Genomic DNA, 20,117 nt, shown 5'->3' with positions numbered 1-20,117 from the left:
CCTCACCGGGTCACGACCCTCAAGGTGTTCACAACGGTCGAGATGGCCCCGGGGCCGTCGAACACACCCGTGCGAGTTCCGTCGATCGCTGTGCTGTTGTTCTTGCCCGCGTCGCCATCCAGCGCGTCTATGTTGTCGGCGGCGAGCCCGTAACCGGAGGTGAAGACGCCTGCCACAGGCGAGACGTAGTCCATTCCTACCCGGACCGCCTGGCTGCCGCCGGCGGCGTGCGCCACCCAGTCACCGACAGGGTTGTAGGACCCCGCCGTCGAGATTCGAGTGGCGGCCGTGACCGTGTCGTCGCCGAACTGGCTGAAGAAGGCCTTCATGCCGGCTGCGGCCTCACCGCCGTGGATCGCCGACCGGATGGCCCCGTTGGCCCCACGGGTCACTGCCCCGAGCCCAGGCACCGCGCCCGCCAGGTCGCCTACGATCCCTACGGAGTTCTCCCAGAAGTCCGCGTCGAACTCGCCCTTGGTGATGCCGTCCCGGATCGAAGCTCTGAACTCGGGGTTGGCGATACGGGTGGCTGCGGTCGCCAGACTGGCGCCGGCGGCGACGAGCAACATCGCAATCCCGAACGGCCCCGTGCACAGCAGCGCCAGCAACCCCGCCACCGCGGCCAGCACACCCAGAATGTTGGTGAGGTTGTCCCCGATCCAGCCGAGCGCCTTGCTCAGCCACCCCGGCTCCTCAGGCGCCAGATCCTTCGTGGAATCCTTCAGCGCTTTCGCGAGGTCCCGCGCCTCCGCCTCGTGCGTGCCCTCCAGCTCCCGCGCCTTGCGTATCACGTCGTCCAGGGCGCCCTGGGCGTTGTTGACCGCAGTGACAGCGTCGTTGAGTCGGGCGGTGGCCGTGTTCAGGCGGGTCTGGGCGGCTTCCAGCTCAGGGCCTTCGGCGAACGTCTGCCCCGCGAGCTTCAGGTCTGGGTCCTGCTTGGCCGCCTCGTGCCGGGCATTGGCGGTCTTCAGGTCACCCTGGTGGTCGGCCGCCTCGATGTCGTACTTGCCCGCCAGCTCCCTGCGGCTGGTCAGGCCGCCGTGCCACGTGCCGAGGTGACCGGCGGCCAAGGTCAGGGACCTGTGGGCGTCCTTCATGTACTTCGGCAGGTCCCCGTCGAGGGCCTCGCGGAAGCCCACGGCGGCGTCGCCCTCCCAGTAGCTGGACTCGCCAAGCAGCTTGTCGATCTTCTGATATGCGGTCTGCAGTGCGCTCGCCGAATTGACGAGCTGCGTGCGGAGCTTCTCGACTTCACCCGGCTCTCCCGGCACGGGATTCCACCCGAGGTGCACATACGGATTCTGTGCCACCGCAATCACCTCCCCGCAGCCGCGGCACGCTTGAAGCTCTCCTCCAGGGAGGTCTCCACTTCGCGATAGTTGTCCGTATTCTGCTGGAGGCCTTCGGTGAGCTTGTCGATGCGCTCCCTGATCTGCTCGTTCCCGTACTTCCACCGCTCCTGGAACGCGTCGCACGCCTCGTCCAGCTCCGGCGTCCCGATCTGGTCGGCCCGCACGTGCTGCAGGGCGGTGCGCACCTGCTCAAGGCAGTCGTTGGCTTCCTTGAGGTCCTTGGTGAAAGTGGCGAGCTGATCAATGTCGGTCTTGAAGTAATCCCCCACGCAAGCCTCCCCGTTCGCGTATCGACGGTCGCATCGGCAAACGACAACCGGCAGTCGAATGGGCCGATCATGCCATGGAACGGCAAACCCAACGAACCGGGATCGCGCCATCACTTGGCTTGGCACCGGCCTCGGGGCGCCGCCACGACCTGGCCCTGGCACTCGTCGGTGATCACAGCTCACCTCGTGGTGTTGCGGAGCGCCTCGCTGCCTGCTCGGGATGATCCCGCCACCCTGCATGAACCTCTTGTGCAGGTATTCGACGTTGTGGGCGCTCGGGGAGACCGCGTGTACGCCGACGTCGACCAGGCTCAGCGCGTTAATTCTCGCGGAGTTGGACTAGGCGGGTGATGAGCACACCGACGTACCACTGGGGCACGAAGGCTCCGGCGCGGCTGGCGCCTACCGGTCTTCGGCGAACGGCTGAACGCTGCTTCAACTGCTTGAACAGTGGCCCGGTTGCCTGGCGAGTACATGACGCCCCACGACGGCCCGGGCGTAGGCCCAAGTCAAACGCAGGCGACGATCCCGTGGCGCTACTGTGGCGGTTTTCCGCAGAGCCGCGGGGACTCGATGCGAAACGCCTGATCAGCACATGTATGGTGCTGAAGAGGTTTGGGCGATCAGTTGTGCGTTCACTGGCCCGACAAAGCCAGCGCCAAGGCCGGACGAATCGCGAGCAGGCTCGACCGAGGCGGCTGTTCGCAACGGCTTCGGATAAGGACGGAACTACCTTATGGCCAACCCGCCCGTGGCACCGGACGTTGCCCACGTAGTCAAACGCAACCGCACACTGCTGTATCGGCACATCGCCACGCGCCTCGCGCTCGCCGTGGTCCTGTTCGCCGTGCCGTTCGTGGCGCACCTTGTCGGCTGGGACGCCGCCCTGCCGGCGTTCGGTATCCCGGCCACCCTGTTCGTGCTGATCTTCCTGATGCTCCGGCTGCGCCACGGGTCGCGGCTCAGGGTGTGCGAGAGGGTGCTGCGCCTGCGCAGACGCCAGGTCCGAGCAGTTATCGGCGACTTCACTGAGGACATGCCCCAGGTCAGAAGCCGCAATGCATCCACTGCGCTCGCCACTGTCCGCAATTTGATCCGCGGGCGCTCGAGCCCACCGGAAACGTCAACACCGTCGCCGGATGCCGAGCCCACACCGAACACCGCCACGTGCTCGCCCTCCACGGCATCGCATGCTCAACCGGACATCCGAGGTAAACGCCGGGTCCTACGGATCACGCCTCATACGGATCCCGGATACAGCCCTCGAGGGTCTTGAGAAACTACCGAGCTGATCCATATCCGTTCTGAAGCGCTTCCCCCGAAATGGCTCCTTGAGTGATGCATGGGTACGCGGATTCGTGAGAGCAGAGGATTTGTAACACGAATTTACTGCTCAGACGTTCGAGAGGCAGTCGCAGGCTACGGCCGCAACTTATTCACCCTCGCCCAATGTAAATAAACACCTACTGACCCTGGTACGGGGGCAGGGTGGTTTCAAAGTCTGACTGTTCGCGCGTCTGTGCTGGTCAGCGGAGTCCGAGGAGTGCCAGGGGACGGGTGAACGGCTCGTAGGACATCTCGCGGAGTCCGGCGGCGATGTTGTGGTGCCCGGCGGCACGGAGGCAGTTGATCGCGTAGCTCCGCAAGGTGGCCATGTTCTCCGGGCCATGCTCGGTGTGCACCTTGGAGGCGTCCTCGCGGAAGGCAGTGTCCCTCACGAAGTGGAGCCGGTTTTCGATCACCCACTGCGAACGAATGATCTTCGCGAGCCGCTGTGGGGAGGCTTCCCGGCTGGTCAGATCGGTGATGACGTAAACCGTCTCGCGGCTGCGCCTGCCGGTCTTCAGGCAGGTGCGGTGGCGTACGACCCGGGCGACCTGTGTGGCGTGCGGGAAGTCGAGGTCATCGACGGTCAGGACCTGCACCACGCGGGTCTCCTTTCGGCCGTGCCCCTCGGTGCGGTCGTAGAACTTCGCGGTCACCTCCTTCCAGGGCAGCATGTGCAGCCGCTCGTAGAGACCGGCCTGGTTCTTCTTCACGCACAGCGCGTAGTGCGCCTTCTTCTCCTCGACGAGGAAGCGGGCGTGGCCGCGCTGGGCGTGCAGGGCATCGGCCGTCACGGTCACCCCGGTCAGGTCGAACGGGGCCAACAGGCTGGCGAAGCAGGTGATTTCATTCGTCTTGTCCGGGACTCGCAACTGCGTGACGGTCAGTCCGCCACCGGTCATGGCGGCGAGCAGATGCGCGGCTGGGGTGTCACCGTGGCGGGAGCCACGGGCGCTTTTGCCGTCCACGGCCAGGGTGTCGGCGCCGGACGGGTCGCTTCCCAGCAGGTCGGCGAGGCCACCTGGGCAGACTCGGTTGATGATCCGGCGGATCGTCGCCGTGCTCGGCGCGACGCACACGGTGAAGGCGGACACCGTCCGGGCGCCGAGCCGGGCCAGGGTGTCCTGCGGAGCGTTTCGCGCCCACTGCCCGATCGCCGCGAAGGACCGGGCCCCACACATGACGGCGGAGCAGGCCGTCAGCAGCACGCTCACGAACGGGTGACGCCTTCCGCGCCGGTCACGGGGATCGGGCAAGGTCGCCAGCCGGGACGGCAGGTCGCCGATCACGCGGTGCTGACGCGAGGGCGACTTGACCAGACACACGGTGGCAGACTGACGACACATCGAAGCTCCGGGCGATACAGGCGACTTGGTAGGTCACCGGCATCAACCGGAGCTTCGTTGCATGCGTGGCGGCCCGCGACCCCATCGTCATGATGCCGTGACCAGCACGGATCCTTGATCCACAAGACTTTGAAACCGCCCTGGGTACGGGGGTTGCTGCACGTTGGGATTGGGGTACTGGGGCGGCTGTCCGGGAGGGGTGGGGTATCCCTGGTGGGGAGGTGAGGGGTACGGCGGCTGGGCGGTTGGGTAGATCGGCTGCTGGGGCGGATAACCCATGTTCTGGGAGTAGGTTCCGGCACCAGGGTTGACTGTGCCAGTGCCGGAGTCGCGTCGGCGGCGTGTTGCGGAAAATACGACAACGGCGGCAATCACGGCTCCGATGCCGATGACGCCGACGATGAGGACGATGGCACCCATTGTGGAAAGTCCCTTCTCGTTCTCGGGCTGATTCGCTGGCGGGTGTCTTTCCCCAGATACTTCGTCGGCCGGCTGGATCCGACGGAACGGGAGACAATCCCTGAGCCGCTTGCATCCACCCATTTGCGAGGCCCCTGCAGAGGCGGGTAGCCCCGTACGGGAATTACTCCTACTGCCCTTGGTTCGGGGGCTGCTGGGTGTAGGGGTTGGAGTGCTGCGGAGGAGTGGGGTACCCCTGGTTGGGGACTGAATTGGGGTATGGCTGCTGGGCAGGCGGGTACGTGGGGTGCTGGGGCGGGTAGCCCGCACCCTGAGGGGAGACGCCACCGCCGAAGCCGCGACCACCGTTACCGCCGTTGCGGCGGCTGCGGATTACTGCGAAGAGGACGCCTACAACGACAACGGCAGCGGCGATGCCACCGGCGATGACGAGGATGTCGCTGGAGGAGGACTTCTTCTTTTCAGCCTGGACCGAGGTACCCGTCTCTTCGGATTCCTTTCCGGAAGTCGAGTTAGACGACTTGAGCTGGCCGAGAGGGTTCTCCTTAGGTCCTGCGGGAATGTCCATAGTGACCGCCTGACGCGGGCGGATAATCCCGTAGCCGTACTCCTCATCGGGCGCCTTCAGTCCCTTGTGACCAAGGAACGAGGCCGACTTGATCAGGCGGTTGATGATTTGGCCAGCGGTGAGGTCAGGGTACTTTGCACGGACCAAGGCTGCGGCGGCGGATACAAAGGCCGTAGCATCCGAAGTGCCGCTACCCACACCATACCCATTCGACATCGTCGGATTTGCGCCAACAATGTCCACCCCGGGAGCTGTAAGCGCTAGCCCCTTTCCCGAATTCGAGTCCTCCCAGACGTTGGCGTGTTTGTCCACAGCGCCGACAGAGAGAACGCCGGGTAGGGCCGCAGGCTCACTTACGCGAGAAGACCCGTCGTTGCCTGAGCCTGCCACGACGACAACATCGTGATCCTCTGCATACGCGATCGCTTCACGACCGGCACTTAGAGTCTTTCCGCCATCATTTGCGATGGAGAGATTAATTACTTTTGCGCCATGGTCTACCGCATATCGAACTGCGGCACCCCACGTCTCGTCAGAATTATTGTCATCCCTCGTCTGAAGTGTACGCAGAGGCAAGATCTTAGCCTTCGGTGCGAGCCCGATCACACCAGAAGAATTCCCTGCTCCATGACCGTGGCCAGCGATAATGCTTGCCATCTTTGTCCCGTGGCCAATTTTGTCCTCTTGGGCATTCCCGCCGCCGGTAAAGTCTTTGCCCCCAAGGACCTGACCAGTCAGATCAGGATGACTGCCATCCACTCCAGAGTCGACAACAGCGACAATCACCCCTTGCCCCTGAGTCTCTGACCAGGTGTCTTTCATCGCGAATACGTCCAAGACCCACTGTTTGTCCCTGACATAGTCAGCCGAGGCAGTCTGGGCCGAAGTGAGGAGCAAGGCTCCTGTCAGCGCCACGACTCCCGTCGTAGACCAGACTCGCTTGAAACCCACTGTCTTGCTCCTCACTCAACTACGACTGGTTCCGCCAGTCTTCATACAGGCGAGCCGCACGCTTTCTCCGTGCGGCTCGCCCGTGTGCCTACTCGATGGTCCGCGGTACGTTCCTGTTGCGGTCCTCTTCGGAGATCCAGGTCTCCTCGTCCTCAACCAAGTAGTCGGGACGATCTCCCTGGTTATTCTCCTCCCCGCGGCGTCGGCCATTGCGACCACCCGCGCCGCCGGCCATCCCGCCAGCGCCGCGCTGGGTTCCGCCACGGCTGCCGTGCAGGCCTGCACCACCGCCTGTGCCCTTACCAGAGATCCCCTTGGCGGCACCGACGACACCACCACGAGAACGGGCAAGAGCTCCACGGCCGCTGGCACCAGCACCGCTTCGGCCGGCTGCACCGGCTCCGCCGCCCATACCGCCCATGCCAGCTCGGCCTGCGCCGCGACCTGCTGCCGCGCCGCCACCGGCCACACCACCGCGACCGCCCGCAACTCCAATGCCGCGTCCGGTAGTACCGCGCCCGATGCCGGATGACCCGGCAGGAGCCACTATCCCGGGGCCCTGAGCTCCGCCGGTACCGATGCCGCCGCCACCGCCGCTGGGCACGCCAACACCCGTGCCAGGACCGGTCCCCGTCGGGCGGGGGGAGATGCTGTCTACATTCGTTCCGGTCGTCGGAAGCTGGCTCGTCTTGCCCGTCGGAAGCTGCGTGCCTCCCGTGATTCCCGGGTCGCGGGGCACCGTTGGGGCTGGCTTCACGCTGGTAGTCGGGCCTGCGCTCCAGGGCTTATTACCCGATCCGGACCCACTGGGTCGGGACGCACCCACGACGCCGGGGGTGACTGGCGGCGGGTACTCCACATCACGGTTAGGCTCTTTGATCCCCTTATCGGGATCTTGGACAATCTGGTTCCTGTTGAAGTTCCTCGTGATTCGCGCGTACTGAGCGCCCAGATTCTCCATGACAGCAACGCCGTTGAGCTGGGCTTCTCGGCTAGCGCCGATCTTGCCTTCATCCTTCTGGGCAATCTGCGCAGCTGTCAGTTTGCCTTGGTGGAGATCATTGGCTACCGCCTGACCGTCATCCCACTGCCAGTCGCTGAAAGCGTCACCGAACTTATCCAGGGTGCTGGGTTCCTGAATGGCGTCCAGTTGCTCCTTGTACGTGCGCAGTTGATTCGCAGCGTCGGCCATCTGGGACCTGTTGAGATCCGCATACCAAGCTGTGTTTCGGATGCTCTGTGCGATTTCGCGAGCCTTCTTCTCGAAACTGGTGGCTGCGTCACCCTCCCAGTGCTCCAGAACGTTGTCGACCGCCTTGTCGAGCAGGCCAGCGATCCCGCCTCCCTCACCGCCAGCAAGGATTTCATTGACCTTGCCCCAGTGATGGCCGACCTCCTCAATTTGCCCCGGATTGGTGCCCTCAAGCATCTGCTTGAGCTCTTTGAGTGAGTAGTCGATGAATTGAGTCTTGGTCTTGGGACGCCCCGCAAGGCACGTCTCTTGCTCAAGGACTGGCTTGGGCAGCGCTTTGTCGTCGGCCATTTTTGAACTCCTTTTTGGTTGGGTGAACCTCGATCCGGACTACTAGTCCCAGTTGCCGCTCGAGCCCCCAGACTCACCGCCCATTTGCTGCTTGTTCGCGTACTCCTGCTCGGTGTACTTGTCCTTGACCTTGGACGTGCTCGAACTGAACTTGTCGATCAGGCCGTGAAGTCCCTCGATCGCATCCTCAAGCTTGGTCTTAGCGTCCTTGTGGGCGGAGAAGAGCTCACCCGCCTCCAGGAACGTGCAATTGTTCCCGAACGCGGCCATCGTGAGCTCCGTGTTGTACCGCGACGTCTGCCCGGCCTTGTCCATGTCGTCCAGCAACGTCAAGAGCTTCCGGATGACCTCATCCAGCGCGCTCAGATCGACCCGCATTCCGTTGCTCATACCCCGTTGTCCTCTCCCCTGTTATCCAAGTTGCGGCACCGGCTCCGGGTGCCCAAGTCATCGTCTAGCCCGACTGTCCAGCCCGGCCGGCCTGTCCAACCCGCTTGGTCCGCCAGTCCCGCAAAGCCACCCCGCTCCCCGCCGCCACGAGCACCAGCACCAGGCCTATACCCAGCACGTAGACGGCGACCCGGCGTTCGCGTTCCGCCTCGCTCTCCCCCATGGTCACCGCCATGGGGATGACCCCGCCAGACCCCGCCGCCATCGGCGCATCCGGTTTCGGGGAGTTGCTCGGCGTGGAGTCCTCCGACAGGGCGGCGACCGGGTCCACGACACCCCAGCCGATGAACTGGTTGGGGCCGCGGCCCGGGCGTTGGGCGGTTTCCTCGATGCGGGTGGCGAGCTGGGCCGCCGTCCAGTTCGGGTGCTTCTCCTTCAGCAGAGCCGCGACGCCCGCCACGTAGGGGGTCGCGAAGCTCGTGCCGTCGGCGGTGCACTGGCCGCCCTTGGGGACGGTGGAGACCATGTCGACGCCCGGTGCCGCGACGTCGACGAAGTCGCCGGCCTGTGAGAAGTAGGCGCGTTCGTCGTTGCGGTCGGAGGCCGCCACTGCCAGGACGCCCGGGTACGAGGCGGGGTAGGTCTTCGCGGCCTTGCCGTCGGCGCCGTCGTTGCCGGCGGCCGCCACGATGAGGGCGCCCGACTGCACGGCGGCCGCCACGGCGTTCCGCAGTTCCGTGTTGTCCTGCCTGTTCGCGGTGTCCGACGAGATGTTGATGATCTTCGCGCCCTTGGCGACCGCGGCACGGATGGCCGAGGACATGGTCCGCGAGTTGCCCTGCTTGTTCTCCCCGCCCGTGTAACGGAAGGAGAGGATCTTGGCCTCGGGCGCGAGGCCCACGAAACCGGTGCCCTTCAGCGGGCGGGCGGCGATGATGCCCGCGACCCGGGTGCCGTGGCCTTCCAGGTCCTGGGTGCCCTTTGTCGAGCCGACGTAGTCGCCGCCGCCGGAGGCCATGGCCTCGCGCAGCTGGACGTTGGAGGCGTCGACGCCGGTGTCGATCACCGCGACCGTGACGCCCTTGCCCGTCGCCTGTTCGCGCAGCTGGTCCAGGAGTATCCGCTGGAGTGACCAGGGCGTGGACTTGATGACGTCGCCACCGAAGACACATTCGGAGCTGGCCGCCAGGCCGAAGTCCGGGCCGTCGGGGCGGGCAAGTGCCGGGGCAGCCAATGCCGGCGGGGCCGATGCCAGGCAGATCCCCGTGGCCGCGAGCACGCCGAAAGCCCGCCGCAGTGCGCGGGTCCCACTGTCGCGGCTACGCGAACGGGCTGTCACGCCCCCCATGTTCAGGCCCCCAGGGCTTACTTGCTTCCTTCGAAGCTGGGTCATGAATGTCTGTTTGTGAAGATGCGTTAATGCTCGTGAAGATTCAGCGGATGTGCGGTGTACGGACCCGGAGATGGGTCGGCCCAGCGGACGCCATGGCGTCGGCTGGGCCGATCCTCCTCATGTCATGTCCCTCGGACCGCCGACGGCTCAGCCCCAGGTCGAGGCGTTGCTCTTCTCGGTGGCCTGGTAGTTCTCGGCCGCGCTCTGCAGCGCCGTGGCGATCTTCAGCAGGGTCGCGTGCAGGTCAGCGGCGGTCTGGTCCCACTCGCGCTGCTTGCGCTGGTAGCCCTCCTGCGCCTCACCTTCCCAGGTGTTGGCGACGCGCTTGACCGCGGCCTCGAGGTCGTCGAGCTGCTGCTTGATGCGACCGGCGGTCGAGCGCACGTCCGAGGACGCGTTGGTGATGGTTGCGTAATTGACGAGGATCGACATCGTCGTTCCCTTTCAGGAAGAGTCGAAGGAAATCGATGGAAAGCGGTGGATCGGGAAGAGCTGGGTCCGGACCGGCTGGATCAGCCGAAGTCGGACATGATCTTGCTGATCTCGGAGTTCTGCTGCTCTTCCGACGCGGAGTAGTTGCTCCGCGTGGAGTCCACGGCTTCCTTGATGTCGTTGAGGATGTCGCTCATCCTCTTCGCGTCCGCGTTCCAGCGCTCCTGCAGCTGGTGGTAGGACGTGGCCGCCTGGCCCTGCCAGCCGCCCGCGATCTGGTCGATCACTCCGTTGAGACGGCGGATCTCGCCCTGCAGCTGACCGTTGACGTTGCTGATGTCGCCGGAGAGCTTGGCGAGTTCGTCCTCTGTTACCCGGAACTGGCCGGCCATGATGAACCTTCCCCCATGTAGTCGTTGAGCCGGGCAAACCTGCGCGGGTGCCCGGAAAAGCTTCGCATCTTTGAGTGCTGCAAACACTCTATCGTCCGCCTGTCACTCATCCACAGGCAAGGCCAATCAGTTACACGGCTCACACACTTGAGCGATCGTCCTGTGATCCGTCAGCTCAAGTCCGCGTGCGCGCAGGCCCGTTGGCTTGGCCGGTCATTGGCTCTGCGGCTGCGCCGCGCTGACGGTGTCCAGGGTGGGCCCCTTGGGGATGAACGTCGCCCAAGACTGCGGCACGATCGCTGGGTTGGAAACCTTCTCGTAGCCCAGCCGCGTGCGTGCCTTGTCCGTCTCGCTCGCTCCTCCCTCCGAGGAGGAGGAGGAGGAGGCAGAAGACGAAGTCGAGGACGAGGACGAGGACGAATCGCCGGCGCTTCCCTTCGCCGCGCTGTCGTTGTTCGACGGCAGCGAGTAGCGCAGGCCCGTGTCCGTCAGCAGGTACGTCGCACCGCCGCCCTGCGCCGTACCGGTGACCTCCTGGAAAAGGAGCCCCGAACCGGACGAGACGTATGCGCTCAGCGAATCGGCGATGACCTTCTTGGGATACGCCGTCCCGGCCCAGGCGGCGAGCTCCGGCTTCCTGTTCTCGCCGATGGTGCCGCTGTAGACGCTGCACGAGGTGGTACGGGCCTCCCCGGTCGCCGTCGCCGCCGGGTTGGCCTGCCGCGGAACGGTCTGGGGCCATCCCTTGTCGGCATAGAAGCTGTCCGCCTGGCCCCCGTTGGCGGCGATGATGTCCGGGGTGTCGGCCTTGATGTCGGTGATCTCGTCGGTCCCGTACGCCGTCTTGGCGGAGGGCGAGCTCTTGAGCAGGCTGGCCACGAACGGTGTGATGGCGGCGATCCGGTCCTTGAGGACGACGTAGTACTGCTCGCCCTGCGCGTCCTGCGCCTTGAGCACCCGGCCCACCGTGCTCGCATCCTCGGGCAGCCCCTTGACGGAGGTGCGCTGACCGATGGACGGAACCGTCGGGAAGGTGATGACGCCGCGCTCGTTGAGGGTGTGCAGCCACTGCTGGCTCACCGGCTGCGGCTCGGCCGTGGTGCCGATGACGGCGGCGCGCAACTGTTCCATCGTGGTGCCGTCGAGACCCGACGGGCCGCCCAGCAGGAAGGCGTTGCCCTTGCCGTCGACCAGGTATTCCCGTGAGGTCTTGGAGTCGATGACGTACAGGGCCTCTCGCGCGTCGACCTTGCCCGCGTTGTCCAGCGACTTGGCGTCGTCGGAGTCGAGGACGAAGACGGCGCGGTCGATGGCATCGTCCGATCCGGGGGCCCGGCGCTCGCACACCGCCCAGGTCTTCGCCTTCTCCGCGTCTTCCTTGGCGGGCAGCCGGTCGGGGGCGTAGGGGATGCCGAGGGTCGCGCCGTGCGGGATGCCGCTCTTGTCGATCTCCTTGCCGGGGACCTCGAGGACGCTGCCCTTGCCCTTGTCGAGCAGGAGCTTGGCGGAGGCGTAATTCAGGACGGGGTGCAGCGTCGGGGTCTTCTTGCCGTTCGACGTCTCGTCGGGGAGGACGACGTAGCGCGTCGTGGAGTCGCTGTCCACGATGATGTACTCGCCGGGTTTGTCCCAGCCCGCCGGCGCCGCCGGCTTTATCACGCCCCACGCGATGAAGCCCACCACCAGCACAACGCCCATCGCCAGGCTGGGCATCACCGTGTGGACGGGACGCGGCGCGCCTTCTTCGGAGCCCCCCGGCGATGGTGCCAGGAACGCCGCGACGGTGCGCTTGCGAGCGAACGTGTAGGCGGCGAGCTCATCCCGACGCTTTGCCATGATCCCCCAGTCTCCCGTTTTGTGGTGCTCGATCGCGTTCGCGACGATCACGTCCGTGTACGTCACGAACGTGTCGTCACGAACGCGTCGTTACGAACGTGTCGTCACGAACGTGTTTGTGTTCGTGACGATCACGTTCGTGTTCGTGGTGCTCGATCGTCTTCGTGGTGCTCGATCGTGTTCGTGACGATCACGTCCGCGTTCGTCACGATCGCGTTCGTCACGATCGCGTTCGTCACGATCGTGTTCATGGTGCTCGATCGCATTCGCGAGGCCACTTCGGCCGAGCAGTCACCTACTATGCACTGCGCCGCGAAGCGACGATCCATCAGGTGTACGGCAGCCCCCGCATCTTCACAGAGCTTCACCACAGCGCTCCACCATGCGGGGCCGGTCCGTGAAAGGCTGGCCACCTGGGGTTTCGGTGTCCCCTGTGTCGCCCCGCGTTCCGCAGCGGGTACCGTGAGCCACTCGCACAGAGATGTGGGCCATCGGCGCCCCTGGCCCGTCGCCGGGATCTCCAACAGAGGATCTCCGCCCGACGAACGGCCACCACTTCGCGAAAGGGATGTCCCGGGGGATGACCAGCGCTACGAGCACTCGGCGCGTACGCCGCACACAGCAGCAACAGGACGGCGACGGTCCTGGCCGCAGACGCGGGTCGGCTCCGGCTCCCGCCGCCGCGTCGCCGCGTACGCTGCCCAGCCCCGGCGGTATGGGCCCGCTGCGGTTGCAGCAGCTCATCCTGGTGGAGCTCGCGGCGGCCGTCATGGTGGCCGCCTGGGCCACCGACGCATCGTGGCTGCTGGCCCCGGCCGGTGCCGTGGCGGCGCTGCTGCTTCTCCTGGCGGTCCTGCGCCGGGGCCGCCGGCCGCTGCCCGAGTGGTACGAGACGACGCGCGCGCTGAGGCGTCGCCGACGCGAGGCCAAGCTGCCCGTCCCGCCCGGGACGGACCCGATGCTGGCCCCCACCGTCGAGTGCGACCCGGCCCTGCGGACGTACAGCTTCGTATCCCGTGACGACCGCTCGATCGGCATGATCGGCGACGGGACCTTCCTGACCGCCGTGCTCTTCGTGCAGCCGGGAGATCAGCCGCTGCGGCCCGACTCCGCCGGGCGGCAGCTGCCGCTCCAGCTGATCCACGGCGCCCTGGAGGTCGACGGGATCCGTCTCGCGTCGGCACAGGTCGTGCAGCACACGCAGCCGGCGCCCGCGCCTCATCTGCCCCAGCAGTCGGTCGCCGCGCGGTCGTACGGCCCCCTGCAGGCACAGGCCGGTTCTCCCGCGCTCCGGCTCACCTGGGTCGCCCTCAAGCTCGACCCGGAACTGTGCCCGGAGGCCGTTCAGGCACGCGGAGACGGCGTTCCAGGGGCGCAGCGCGCACTGTTGCGGGTGGCCGACCAGCTGGCGAGCCGGCTGGCCGGGGCCGGCTTCAAGGCGACCATTCTGGACGAGAACGAGCTGGTGCAGGCGCTCGCGACGTCCAGCTGCCTGAACCCGCGGGTCAACGCGCAGCACGCGCAGGACGGGCGGCAGCCGCAGCGGCGTACGGTCGAGTCGGTACGGAGCTGGCGGGTCGACGACCGGTGGCACACCACGTACTGGCTCTCCCGCTGGCCGCAGTTGGGCAACGGTGGTGTGGCGCTGCCCGAGCTGATCACGCGGTTCACCTCGCTCCCCGTGCTCGCCACGACGTTCAGCGTGACCCTGGGCAGGGCCGGCAACCGGGGCGTCTCGCTCACCGGGCACATCCGCGTCACCGCCCGTGGTGACGACGAACTCGGACAGATCGGACGCGAGTTGGAGCGGGCCGCGAGTGCCGCGAAGGTCGGTCTCGTGCGCCTCGACCGGGAGCAGGTCCCCGGAGCCCTCGCCACTCTGCCGCTCGGAGGTACGTACTGATGTCCCACCCCGCTACGGTCACGGACCCGGGACAGCACGGCCGGGCCGCCGGACGCACGCCGGCGCACGTGGCCTCGCCCACCGACACCGGCATGATCCCCATCATCCGGCAGCCGCAGACACCGCAACAGCAACGGCGCATCGTCAGCCCGGGTTTCGGGCTGCGCGGGCCGCGCCGGAACCGCCATGTCGTCACTGTCGACGAGCTCACGGCGATCAGCATGCCGCTCGGCGACGACGGCGTGATCATCGGCACCGACCCGGAATCGCAGCCCGCCGTGCTCGGCCTGTCCCGTCCCACCCCCTTCGACGTCGTCCTCGTGGGTGGCCTCTGGCTCGCCCAGGTGCTGGCGCTGCGCGCCGCCGCGACGGGGGCGCGCGTGGGCGTCGAGACCGGCCGTCCGCAGGCCTGGCAGCAGCTGGCCCAGACCGCGGGCGGCGGCCAGCAGTGCGTGACGGTCTACCCGGTGGGACGGGTGCCCGCGCAGGGCCCCTCCGTCTCCAGCCCGGTGGTGTTGATCCGGGACTGCGGCATTCGCCCGCCGCGCGGACGGGTGACCTCCCTGCCGTGGCAGGCCGTGGTGACGGTGCTGCCGTTCGTCGGCGAGCACGCGCCGCGCTGGCTGGCCCAGGCCCAACTGGTCGGGATCCAGCGCATCTCACCCCAGGAGACCGAGATCGTACGGGACACTCTGGGCATCCCGGACGAGCAACTCCAGCTGCTGCCGACCCTTTACGACGGCGTCGCCCTGTGGTGCACCCGCAAGCACCACAAGTTCGTCATGACCGAACCCACCGATGCGGAGACGGGCCTTCTCGGTGTGGCCCGCCGTATGGACTGACGAGACTGACGACTCGTCATCCATGCGGGTTCTCTGCGGGCGCGGTGCGGGCCCGGCCGCGCCCACAGGCGCTTTTCCGTACCGCGATGCGAGTGATTAGTCTTCTGGTGATGCGGTGACGATCGCAGCCGCGTGGGACTCGCCACTCGGTCCGCCCGGCCGCGACGACGACCAACTCAGCAGCAGTGGCTGACCAGGAGGCAAGCAGTGAACAGGGATCGGTCCGAGTACAACGGCGGCAGCCCGTCCTCGGACGGGGACGATCACGAGGTGGATCTCACCGGCGAGTTCGAAATCGTCTACACGCCTCCCGCCTGGTACGCCCAGAACACGCAGGGTGGCTCCGCCGCCGGCGGACAACCGACCGCCGGGCAGACTTCGCCACCGCCGCCTCCCGGACCGCCTGTCGGGCCGCCCGTCGGGCCTCCCACTGGTCCACCCACCGGGCCGCCGGGCGGTGCCGTCCCCCAGGCTCCCGTCCCCCAGGCTCCCGTCCCGCACGCTCCGGCACCCCAGGCTCCCGCGACGCCCGCTCCCGCCCCACAGGCTCCCGCACCTCAGGCTCCGGCACCGCACGCTCCCACACCGCACGCTCCCGCACCGGCACAGCCTTACGCCCAGGGCGCGCCGCAGCAGCCTGTTCAGGGCTCACCGCAGCAGCCCGTCCAAGGCGCGCCGCAGCAGCCCGCGCAGCCCGTGCAGGGCGCCCAGGGCGCGCCTGGCGTGAACCAGTACGGCCAGTACGGCACGGGTGGCTACGGATTTCCGCAGCAGCAGTCCGCGCCGGGCACCCCGTACGCGGCCGGCGGCGCGGCGGCACCGGGCGGGTACGGCTACCCCCAGCAGGCGGGGGCGGGCATGCCCCAGCCGAACCAGGACACGTCCGGCAGTTACGGACAGCCTCAGCAGCAGACGCCGGCCCCACCACCCAGCGCGCCCGGCTTCCCCGTGCTGCGGCCGGTCGACGACGACGCCCAGGGCAACCCGCCCCAGGCCGCTGCCCCGTCGGCGGGCGTCCCCCAACAGCCCGCCGCCGCACAGCCGATGCCCCAACAGCCCACCCCTGCGCAGCCGATGCCCGAGCAGCCGATGTCCGAGCTCAACCATGCTGCCGCCGACGCCGAGGCGGCGAGGCTGTTCGGCGATGCCCACGACGACGAGGAGTCGGAGGAGGAGCGGAGCGACGCGGCGGAGTCGGGTGACGCCGCCGGGTCCGTGTCCGGTGCGGAGGGCGACGAGGCGGCGGACGTCCGGTCCGATGCCGGATCCCCCGCGCAGGCCGAAAACGAGACCGAGATCGAGTCCGCATCCGCGCCCGCGCCCGAGTCCGAGTCCGAGTCCGACACCGAGATCACTTCCGAAACCGAGACCGCGTCAACGACGGCGGAAGCAGCGCCCGAGGCAACGGCAGAGGCAGAGGCACAGCCGACGCCCACCGCTCCCGGACCCTTGCCTGCGGCGCAGGGGCAGCAGCCCCCGACGCCGCCCACGGCGCAGGCCCCCACGGCGCACGCCCCCGCTGCACCCCAACCCGACCACGAGCTTCCCCCGCTGCCGCAGGGCTACGTGCCCGCGCACCCTGCCCAGGGAGTACCGCAGCAGCCGGGGCAGCCTGGGCAGCCGGACCAGCAGGCCGCGGCCGCCGCGCAGGCCGCAGCCGCGCAAGCCGCAGCCGCGCAGGCAGCCGGATACGGCTACCCCCAACCGCCCGCCCAGCCGCAGCCCGGACACCCCGCGTACCAGACCCCGCCGCAGGGCTCCTTCGGCCCGCCCCAGCAGCAGCCCGGGTACCCCGCACAGGGCGGACAGCCCGCACCGGTCGACCCGCGGCAGGCGCCCCAGCCGGCACAGCCCCAGCCCCCACAGCCGCAAGCCGGGCAGCCGCAGGCCGCCGGGTACGGCTTCCCGCAGCAGCCCGGACCGGTTGGTTACGGTTATCCGCCCCAGCAGGCCGGGTACGGCTACCCGCAGCCCGCCCAGTCGCAGCAGCCCGCCCAGCCGCAGTCGCAGCCGCCCGCGCCCCACCAGCAGCCTCCGGCCCAGCCGCTGCCCCACCAGCAGCCCCCGGCCCAGCAGCCTGCGCCCCAGCAGCACCCCGCTGCCCCGCCCGCCGCCTACGGCAACCAGGGCTGGACCGCCCCGGTCGGCCCACAGGCCGGACCCGGTGCCCCGCAGCAGCAGGCCGCACCCGGCACCCCGCTCGGCTACAACGCCGCCGTGGAGCTCTCCTCCGACCGGCTGCTGCGCAATCAGCCCAAGGCCCGCAAGAACAACGCGGGCCCGTCCCGCTTCAAGTTCGGCGCCAAGAAGGAGGAGGCGGAGCGGCAGCGGAAGCTCAGCCTGATCCGCACGCCGGTGATGTCCTGCTACCGGATCGCGGTGATCAGCCTCAAGGGCGGCGTCGGCAAGACCACGACGACCATGTCGCTCGGCGCCACGCTCGCCACCGAGCGCCAGGACAAGATCCTGGCGATCGACGCCAACCCGGACGCCGGCACCCTCGGCCGACGCGTGCGGCGCGAGACGGGCGCCACCATCCGCGACCTCGTGCAGGCGATCCCTCAGCTGAACAGCTACATGGACATCCGCCGCTTCACCTCGCAGGCGCCGTCGGGGCTGGAGATCATCGCCAACGACGTGGACCCGGCGGTCTCCACCACCTTCAACGACCAGGATTACCGCAGCGCGCTCGACGTGCTGGGCAGGCAGTATCCGATCATCCTCACGGACTCGGGTACCGGTCTGCTCTACAGCGCGATGCGCGGAGTCCTGGACCTCGCCGACCAGTTGATCATCATCTCCACTCCCTCGGTGGACGGTGCGAGCAGCGCCTCGACAACGCTCGACTGGCTGTCGGCGAACGGGTTCGCCGATCTCGTCCAGCGGTCGGTCACCGTGATCTCCGGTGTCCGCGAGACGGGCAAGATGATCAAGGTGGAGGACATCGTCGCGCACTTCGAGACCCGCTGCCGCGGTGTCGTCGTGGTGCCCTTCGACGAACACCTCGCGGCAGGCGCCGAGGTGGACCTCAACATGATGCGTCCCAAGACCCGCGAGGCCTACTTCGATCTCGCCGCCCTCATCGCCGAGGACATCGCCCGTACACAGCAGGGCTTCGGCAACCCGAACCTGCAGTTCCAGCAGCAGCCGCAGGGGTACGCGCCCCCGCAGCAGCCCCAGCAGCCCTACGCCCAGCCGGGCGGCACGCCCCAGCCGGGGCAGGACTGGCAGCAGCCCCCGCCGCAGCAGCAGCCCGGACCGGGACAGGGCTGGCAGCAGCCCCCGCAGCAGCCCGGACCGGGACAGGGCTGGCAGCAGCAGCCGGCACCACCGCAGAATCCACCGCAGAATCCACAGCAGAACCAGCAGCACGGCGCCATACCGCCCGGCTGGACGCAGCAGTAGCGGACCGATCGGCAACGTCAGAGGGCCGGCACCTTAACGGTGCCGGCCCTCTGGTGTCCGCCGGACGTCCGCCTCACGTCCGCCTCACGCCCGCCTGACGTCCCCTGACGTCCGCCAGATCGACAGTCCTACTGCAGATCGAACTCCCCGTCGCGGGCCCCGAGTACGAACGCCCGCCACTCCGCCGCGGTGTAGCGGAGCACGGTGTCGGGGTCCGCCGAGTTGCGCATGGCGACGGCGCCGCCTTCCAGATAGGCGATCTCCACCCGCTCGTCCTGTGGTCCATCAGGGGAGCCGACCCACTCGACGCCACTGATGTCCATGGCGTACAGCGCTTCCTTCTCCTGCTCGGTCGCCACCGGGTTCACTCCGTTCCACTGACCTTACGGACGGAGAGGAGTCTACAACTGAGCGTGAGGGCAAGGAGTTTCCGCGAACCGGACAAGGCCGGGTGAGGTTCAGGCAGGGTCCCCGGAAGCCTCGATCAGTTCACGGCAGCGCTTCACGTCCCCCGCCATCGCCTCCAGCAGAGCCTCCAGCGAGTCGAACTTCTGCATCCCGCGCACATAGGCGAGGAAGTCCACGGCCACATGGAGCCCGTACAGATCGAGGCCGACACGGTCGATGGCGTACGCCTCCACGGTCCGCTCGGTGCCGTCGAACTGCGGGTTCGTACCGACGGAGATCGCGGCCGGCATCGCCTCGCCCTCGACGTGGAGCCAGCCGGCGTAGACGCCGTCGGCCGGGATCGCGGTGTGCGGAAGGGTCTCGACGTTGGCGGTCGGGAAGCCGAGTTCGCGGCCGCGCTGAGCGCCGCGTACCACCACGCCCTCGACCCGGTGCGGACGCCCGAGGATCTCGCGCGCGCCTTCGACGTCGCCCTCGGCGATCAGCCGCCGGGTCAGCGTGGAGGAGAAGGGCTCGCCGCCGCCTGCCTCACCGCTCACGTACAGATCCACCACCTCGACCTCGAAGTCGTACGTCTTGCCCTGCTCGGTCAGGAACTCGACGTTCCCGGCGGCCTTGTGGCCGAAGCGGAAGTTCGGACCCTCGACCACGGCCTTGGCGTGCAGCTTGTCCACCAGGACCTTGACCACGAAGTCGGCGGGCGAGAGCCGGGAGAACTCGCTGGTGAAGGGGAGGATGAGGCACGCGTCGACGCCGAGCTCGGCCATCAGTTCGGCGCGGCGGTGGTGCGGGGCGAGCAGCGGCGGGTGGCTGCCGGGGCGCACGACCTCGCTCGGGTGCGGGTCGAAAGTAACGACGACCGAGGGAACGCCCAGCTCACGGGCGCGTTCCACGGCATGTCGGATGATCAGCTGGTGTCCGCGGTGGACTCCGTCGTAGGAGCCGATGGTGACGACGCTGCGCCCCCAGTCCTGGGGGATGTCCTCCAAGCCACGCCAGCGCTGCACTGTGACCGCTCCTCGTCGAACCCGTGTCCGTCTTTGCCTTGTACGCAGGTCTAAGGGTGCCATGCCGGTGGGCCTCGGCCCGCATCGGCATCAAGGCTGTGACGGGCGGCACGTGGGGACGTACGCCCCGGACGCTGGTCAGGCCGGAACCCGGCTGCCGGCAAGGCTCTTGATCATACGGCGGGTGGCTCGGGCCGACCAGGGCGGCCCACGAGTGCGGGACGCGGCGGCCGGGGCCCGGCACGGGCTCGACGGCGCGCGGCGGCCGTAGCCGCCAGGGGCGACACCGGGGCTTCCCCCGCGCCGTCGACCGTGCCTGTCAGCGATGGCGGGC

General features: G+C 67.9%; 17 protein-coding genes and 1 pseudogene. 5 read left to right on the top strand and 13 right to left on the bottom strand.

The genetic code is table 11. The features are described from left to right. Positions 1-2 precede the first annotated feature (2 nt). Both Q2K21_RS08645 and Q2K21_RS08640 read right to left on the bottom strand, forming a co-directional pair. A complete protein-coding gene (locus Q2K21_RS08645; protein ID WP_310768347.1) occupies positions 3-1,310 on the bottom strand; it encodes a hypothetical protein in 1,308 nt (435 codons plus the stop codon). A gap of 5 nt (positions 1,311-1,315) precedes the next feature. After that, entirely contained in the window at positions 1,316-1,621 is a 306-nt protein-coding gene (locus Q2K21_RS08640) for a hypothetical protein (RefSeq protein WP_310768345.1), read from the bottom strand. A gap of 736 nt (positions 1,622-2,357) precedes the next feature. On the opposite strand from Q2K21_RS08640, the gene Q2K21_RS08635 reads away from it, so the two are divergent. Continuing rightward, a complete protein-coding gene (locus tag Q2K21_RS08635; RefSeq protein ID WP_310768343.1) occupies positions 2,358-2,897 on the top strand; it encodes a hypothetical protein in 540 nt (179 codons plus the stop codon). A gap of 250 nt (positions 2,898-3,147) precedes the next feature. On the opposite strand, the gene Q2K21_RS08630 is transcribed toward Q2K21_RS08635, so the two are convergent. From Q2K21_RS08630 to Q2K21_RS08590, 9 genes are all read right to left on the bottom strand, one after another. Continuing rightward, positions 3,148-4,293, bottom strand: a complete 1,146-nt coding sequence (locus Q2K21_RS08630; protein WP_310768341.1) for an ISAs1 family transposase — start codon at positions 4,291-4,293, stop codon at positions 3,148-3,150. 589 nt (positions 4,294-4,882) lie between these two features. Continuing rightward, the gene (gene mycP / locus Q2K21_RS08625) at positions 4,883-6,232 is read right to left on the bottom strand and encodes a type VII secretion-associated serine protease mycosin (protein WP_310768338.1); all 1,350 of its coding nucleotides are present in this window, start codon (positions 6,230-6,232) and stop codon (positions 4,883-4,885) included. Between the two features lie 88 nt (positions 6,233-6,320). Continuing rightward, positions 6,321-7,775: a hypothetical protein gene (locus tag Q2K21_RS08620; RefSeq protein WP_310768337.1), complete on the bottom strand. Its 1,455-nt coding sequence runs from the start codon at positions 7,773-7,775 to the stop codon at positions 6,321-6,323. A gap of 42 nt (positions 7,776-7,817) precedes the next feature. Continuing rightward, a complete protein-coding gene (locus Q2K21_RS08615) occupies positions 7,818-8,165 on the bottom strand; it encodes a hypothetical protein (RefSeq protein WP_310768335.1) in 348 nt (115 codons plus the stop codon). A 64-nt stretch (positions 8,166-8,229) separates the two neighbouring features. Further along, the gene (mycP, locus tag Q2K21_RS08610) at positions 8,230-9,513 is read right to left on the bottom strand and encodes a type VII secretion-associated serine protease mycosin (RefSeq protein WP_310768333.1); all 1,284 of its coding nucleotides are present in this window, start codon (positions 9,511-9,513) and stop codon (positions 8,230-8,232) included. Between the two features lie 192 nt (positions 9,514-9,705). Continuing rightward, positions 9,706-9,990, bottom strand: coding sequence for a WXG100 family type VII secretion target (locus Q2K21_RS08605; RefSeq protein ID WP_310768331.1), 285 nt, complete (start codon positions 9,988-9,990; stop codon positions 9,706-9,708). Positions 9,991-10,070: 80 nt separating this feature from the next. Next, positions 10,071-10,382 carry a WXG100 family type VII secretion target gene (locus tag Q2K21_RS08600; protein ID WP_310768328.1) on the bottom strand — a complete coding sequence of 104 codons (312 nt, stop codon included), beginning with the start codon at positions 10,380-10,382 and terminating at the stop codon, positions 10,071-10,073. Positions 10,383-10,595: 213 nt separating this feature from the next. Beyond that, positions 10,596-12,284, bottom strand: coding sequence for a type VII secretion protein EccB (gene eccB / locus Q2K21_RS08595; RefSeq protein WP_310768326.1), 1,689 nt, complete (start codon positions 12,282-12,284; stop codon positions 10,596-10,598). Between the two features lie 65 nt (positions 12,285-12,349). Further along, positions 12,350-12,586 carry a hypothetical protein gene (locus Q2K21_RS08590; RefSeq protein ID WP_310768324.1) on the bottom strand — a complete coding sequence of 79 codons (237 nt, stop codon included), beginning with the start codon at positions 12,584-12,586 and terminating at the stop codon, positions 12,350-12,352. Between the two features lie 212 nt (positions 12,587-12,798). Between Q2K21_RS08590 and eccE the strand changes: the two genes are divergently transcribed. The 4 genes and pseudogenes from eccE to Q2K21_RS08570 all read left to right on the top strand — a co-directional run bounded on the left by eccE (position 12,799) and on the right by Q2K21_RS08570 (position 18,368). Beyond that, a complete protein-coding gene (gene eccE, locus Q2K21_RS08585) occupies positions 12,799-14,121 on the top strand; it encodes a type VII secretion protein EccE (RefSeq protein WP_310768322.1) in 1,323 nt (440 codons plus the stop codon). Further along, positions 14,121-14,963 (top strand): hypothetical protein, encoded by an 843-nt coding sequence (locus tag Q2K21_RS08580; RefSeq protein WP_310768320.1) that lies wholly within the window; start codon positions 14,121-14,123, stop codon positions 14,961-14,963. Before eccE ends, Q2K21_RS08580 begins: the two co-directional genes overlap by 1 nt. A gap of 132 nt (positions 14,964-15,095) precedes the next feature. Next, positions 15,096-15,287 (top strand): annotated as a pseudogene (locus tag Q2K21_RS08575) (SCO5717 family growth-regulating ATPase); the annotation flags it as partial. Between the two features lie 399 nt (positions 15,288-15,686). Beyond that, positions 15,687-18,368: a MinD/ParA family ATP-binding protein gene (locus tag Q2K21_RS08570; RefSeq protein WP_310780735.1), complete on the top strand. Its 2,682-nt coding sequence runs from the start codon at positions 15,687-15,689 to the stop codon at positions 18,366-18,368. 128 nt (positions 18,369-18,496) lie between these two features. Here Q2K21_RS08570 and Q2K21_RS08565 read toward each other — a convergent pair whose 3' ends face one another. Both Q2K21_RS08565 and Q2K21_RS08560 read right to left on the bottom strand, forming a co-directional pair. Continuing rightward, positions 18,497-18,727 carry a DUF397 domain-containing protein gene (locus Q2K21_RS08565; protein ID WP_067284648.1) on the bottom strand — a complete coding sequence of 77 codons (231 nt, stop codon included), beginning with the start codon at positions 18,725-18,727 and terminating at the stop codon, positions 18,497-18,499. 99 nt (positions 18,728-18,826) lie between these two features. Further along, positions 18,827-19,783, bottom strand: coding sequence for a bifunctional riboflavin kinase/FAD synthetase (locus Q2K21_RS08560; protein WP_310768316.1), 957 nt, complete (start codon positions 19,781-19,783; stop codon positions 18,827-18,829). Positions 19,784-20,117 lie beyond the last annotated feature (334 nt).

Source organism: Streptomyces sp. CGMCC 4.7035, assembly GCF_031583065.1.
Taxonomy (GTDB): Bacteria; Actinomycetota; Actinomycetes; order Streptomycetales; family Streptomycetaceae; genus Streptomyces; species Streptomyces yaanensis.
This window is presented reverse-complemented; position numbering and strand designations above follow the sequence as displayed.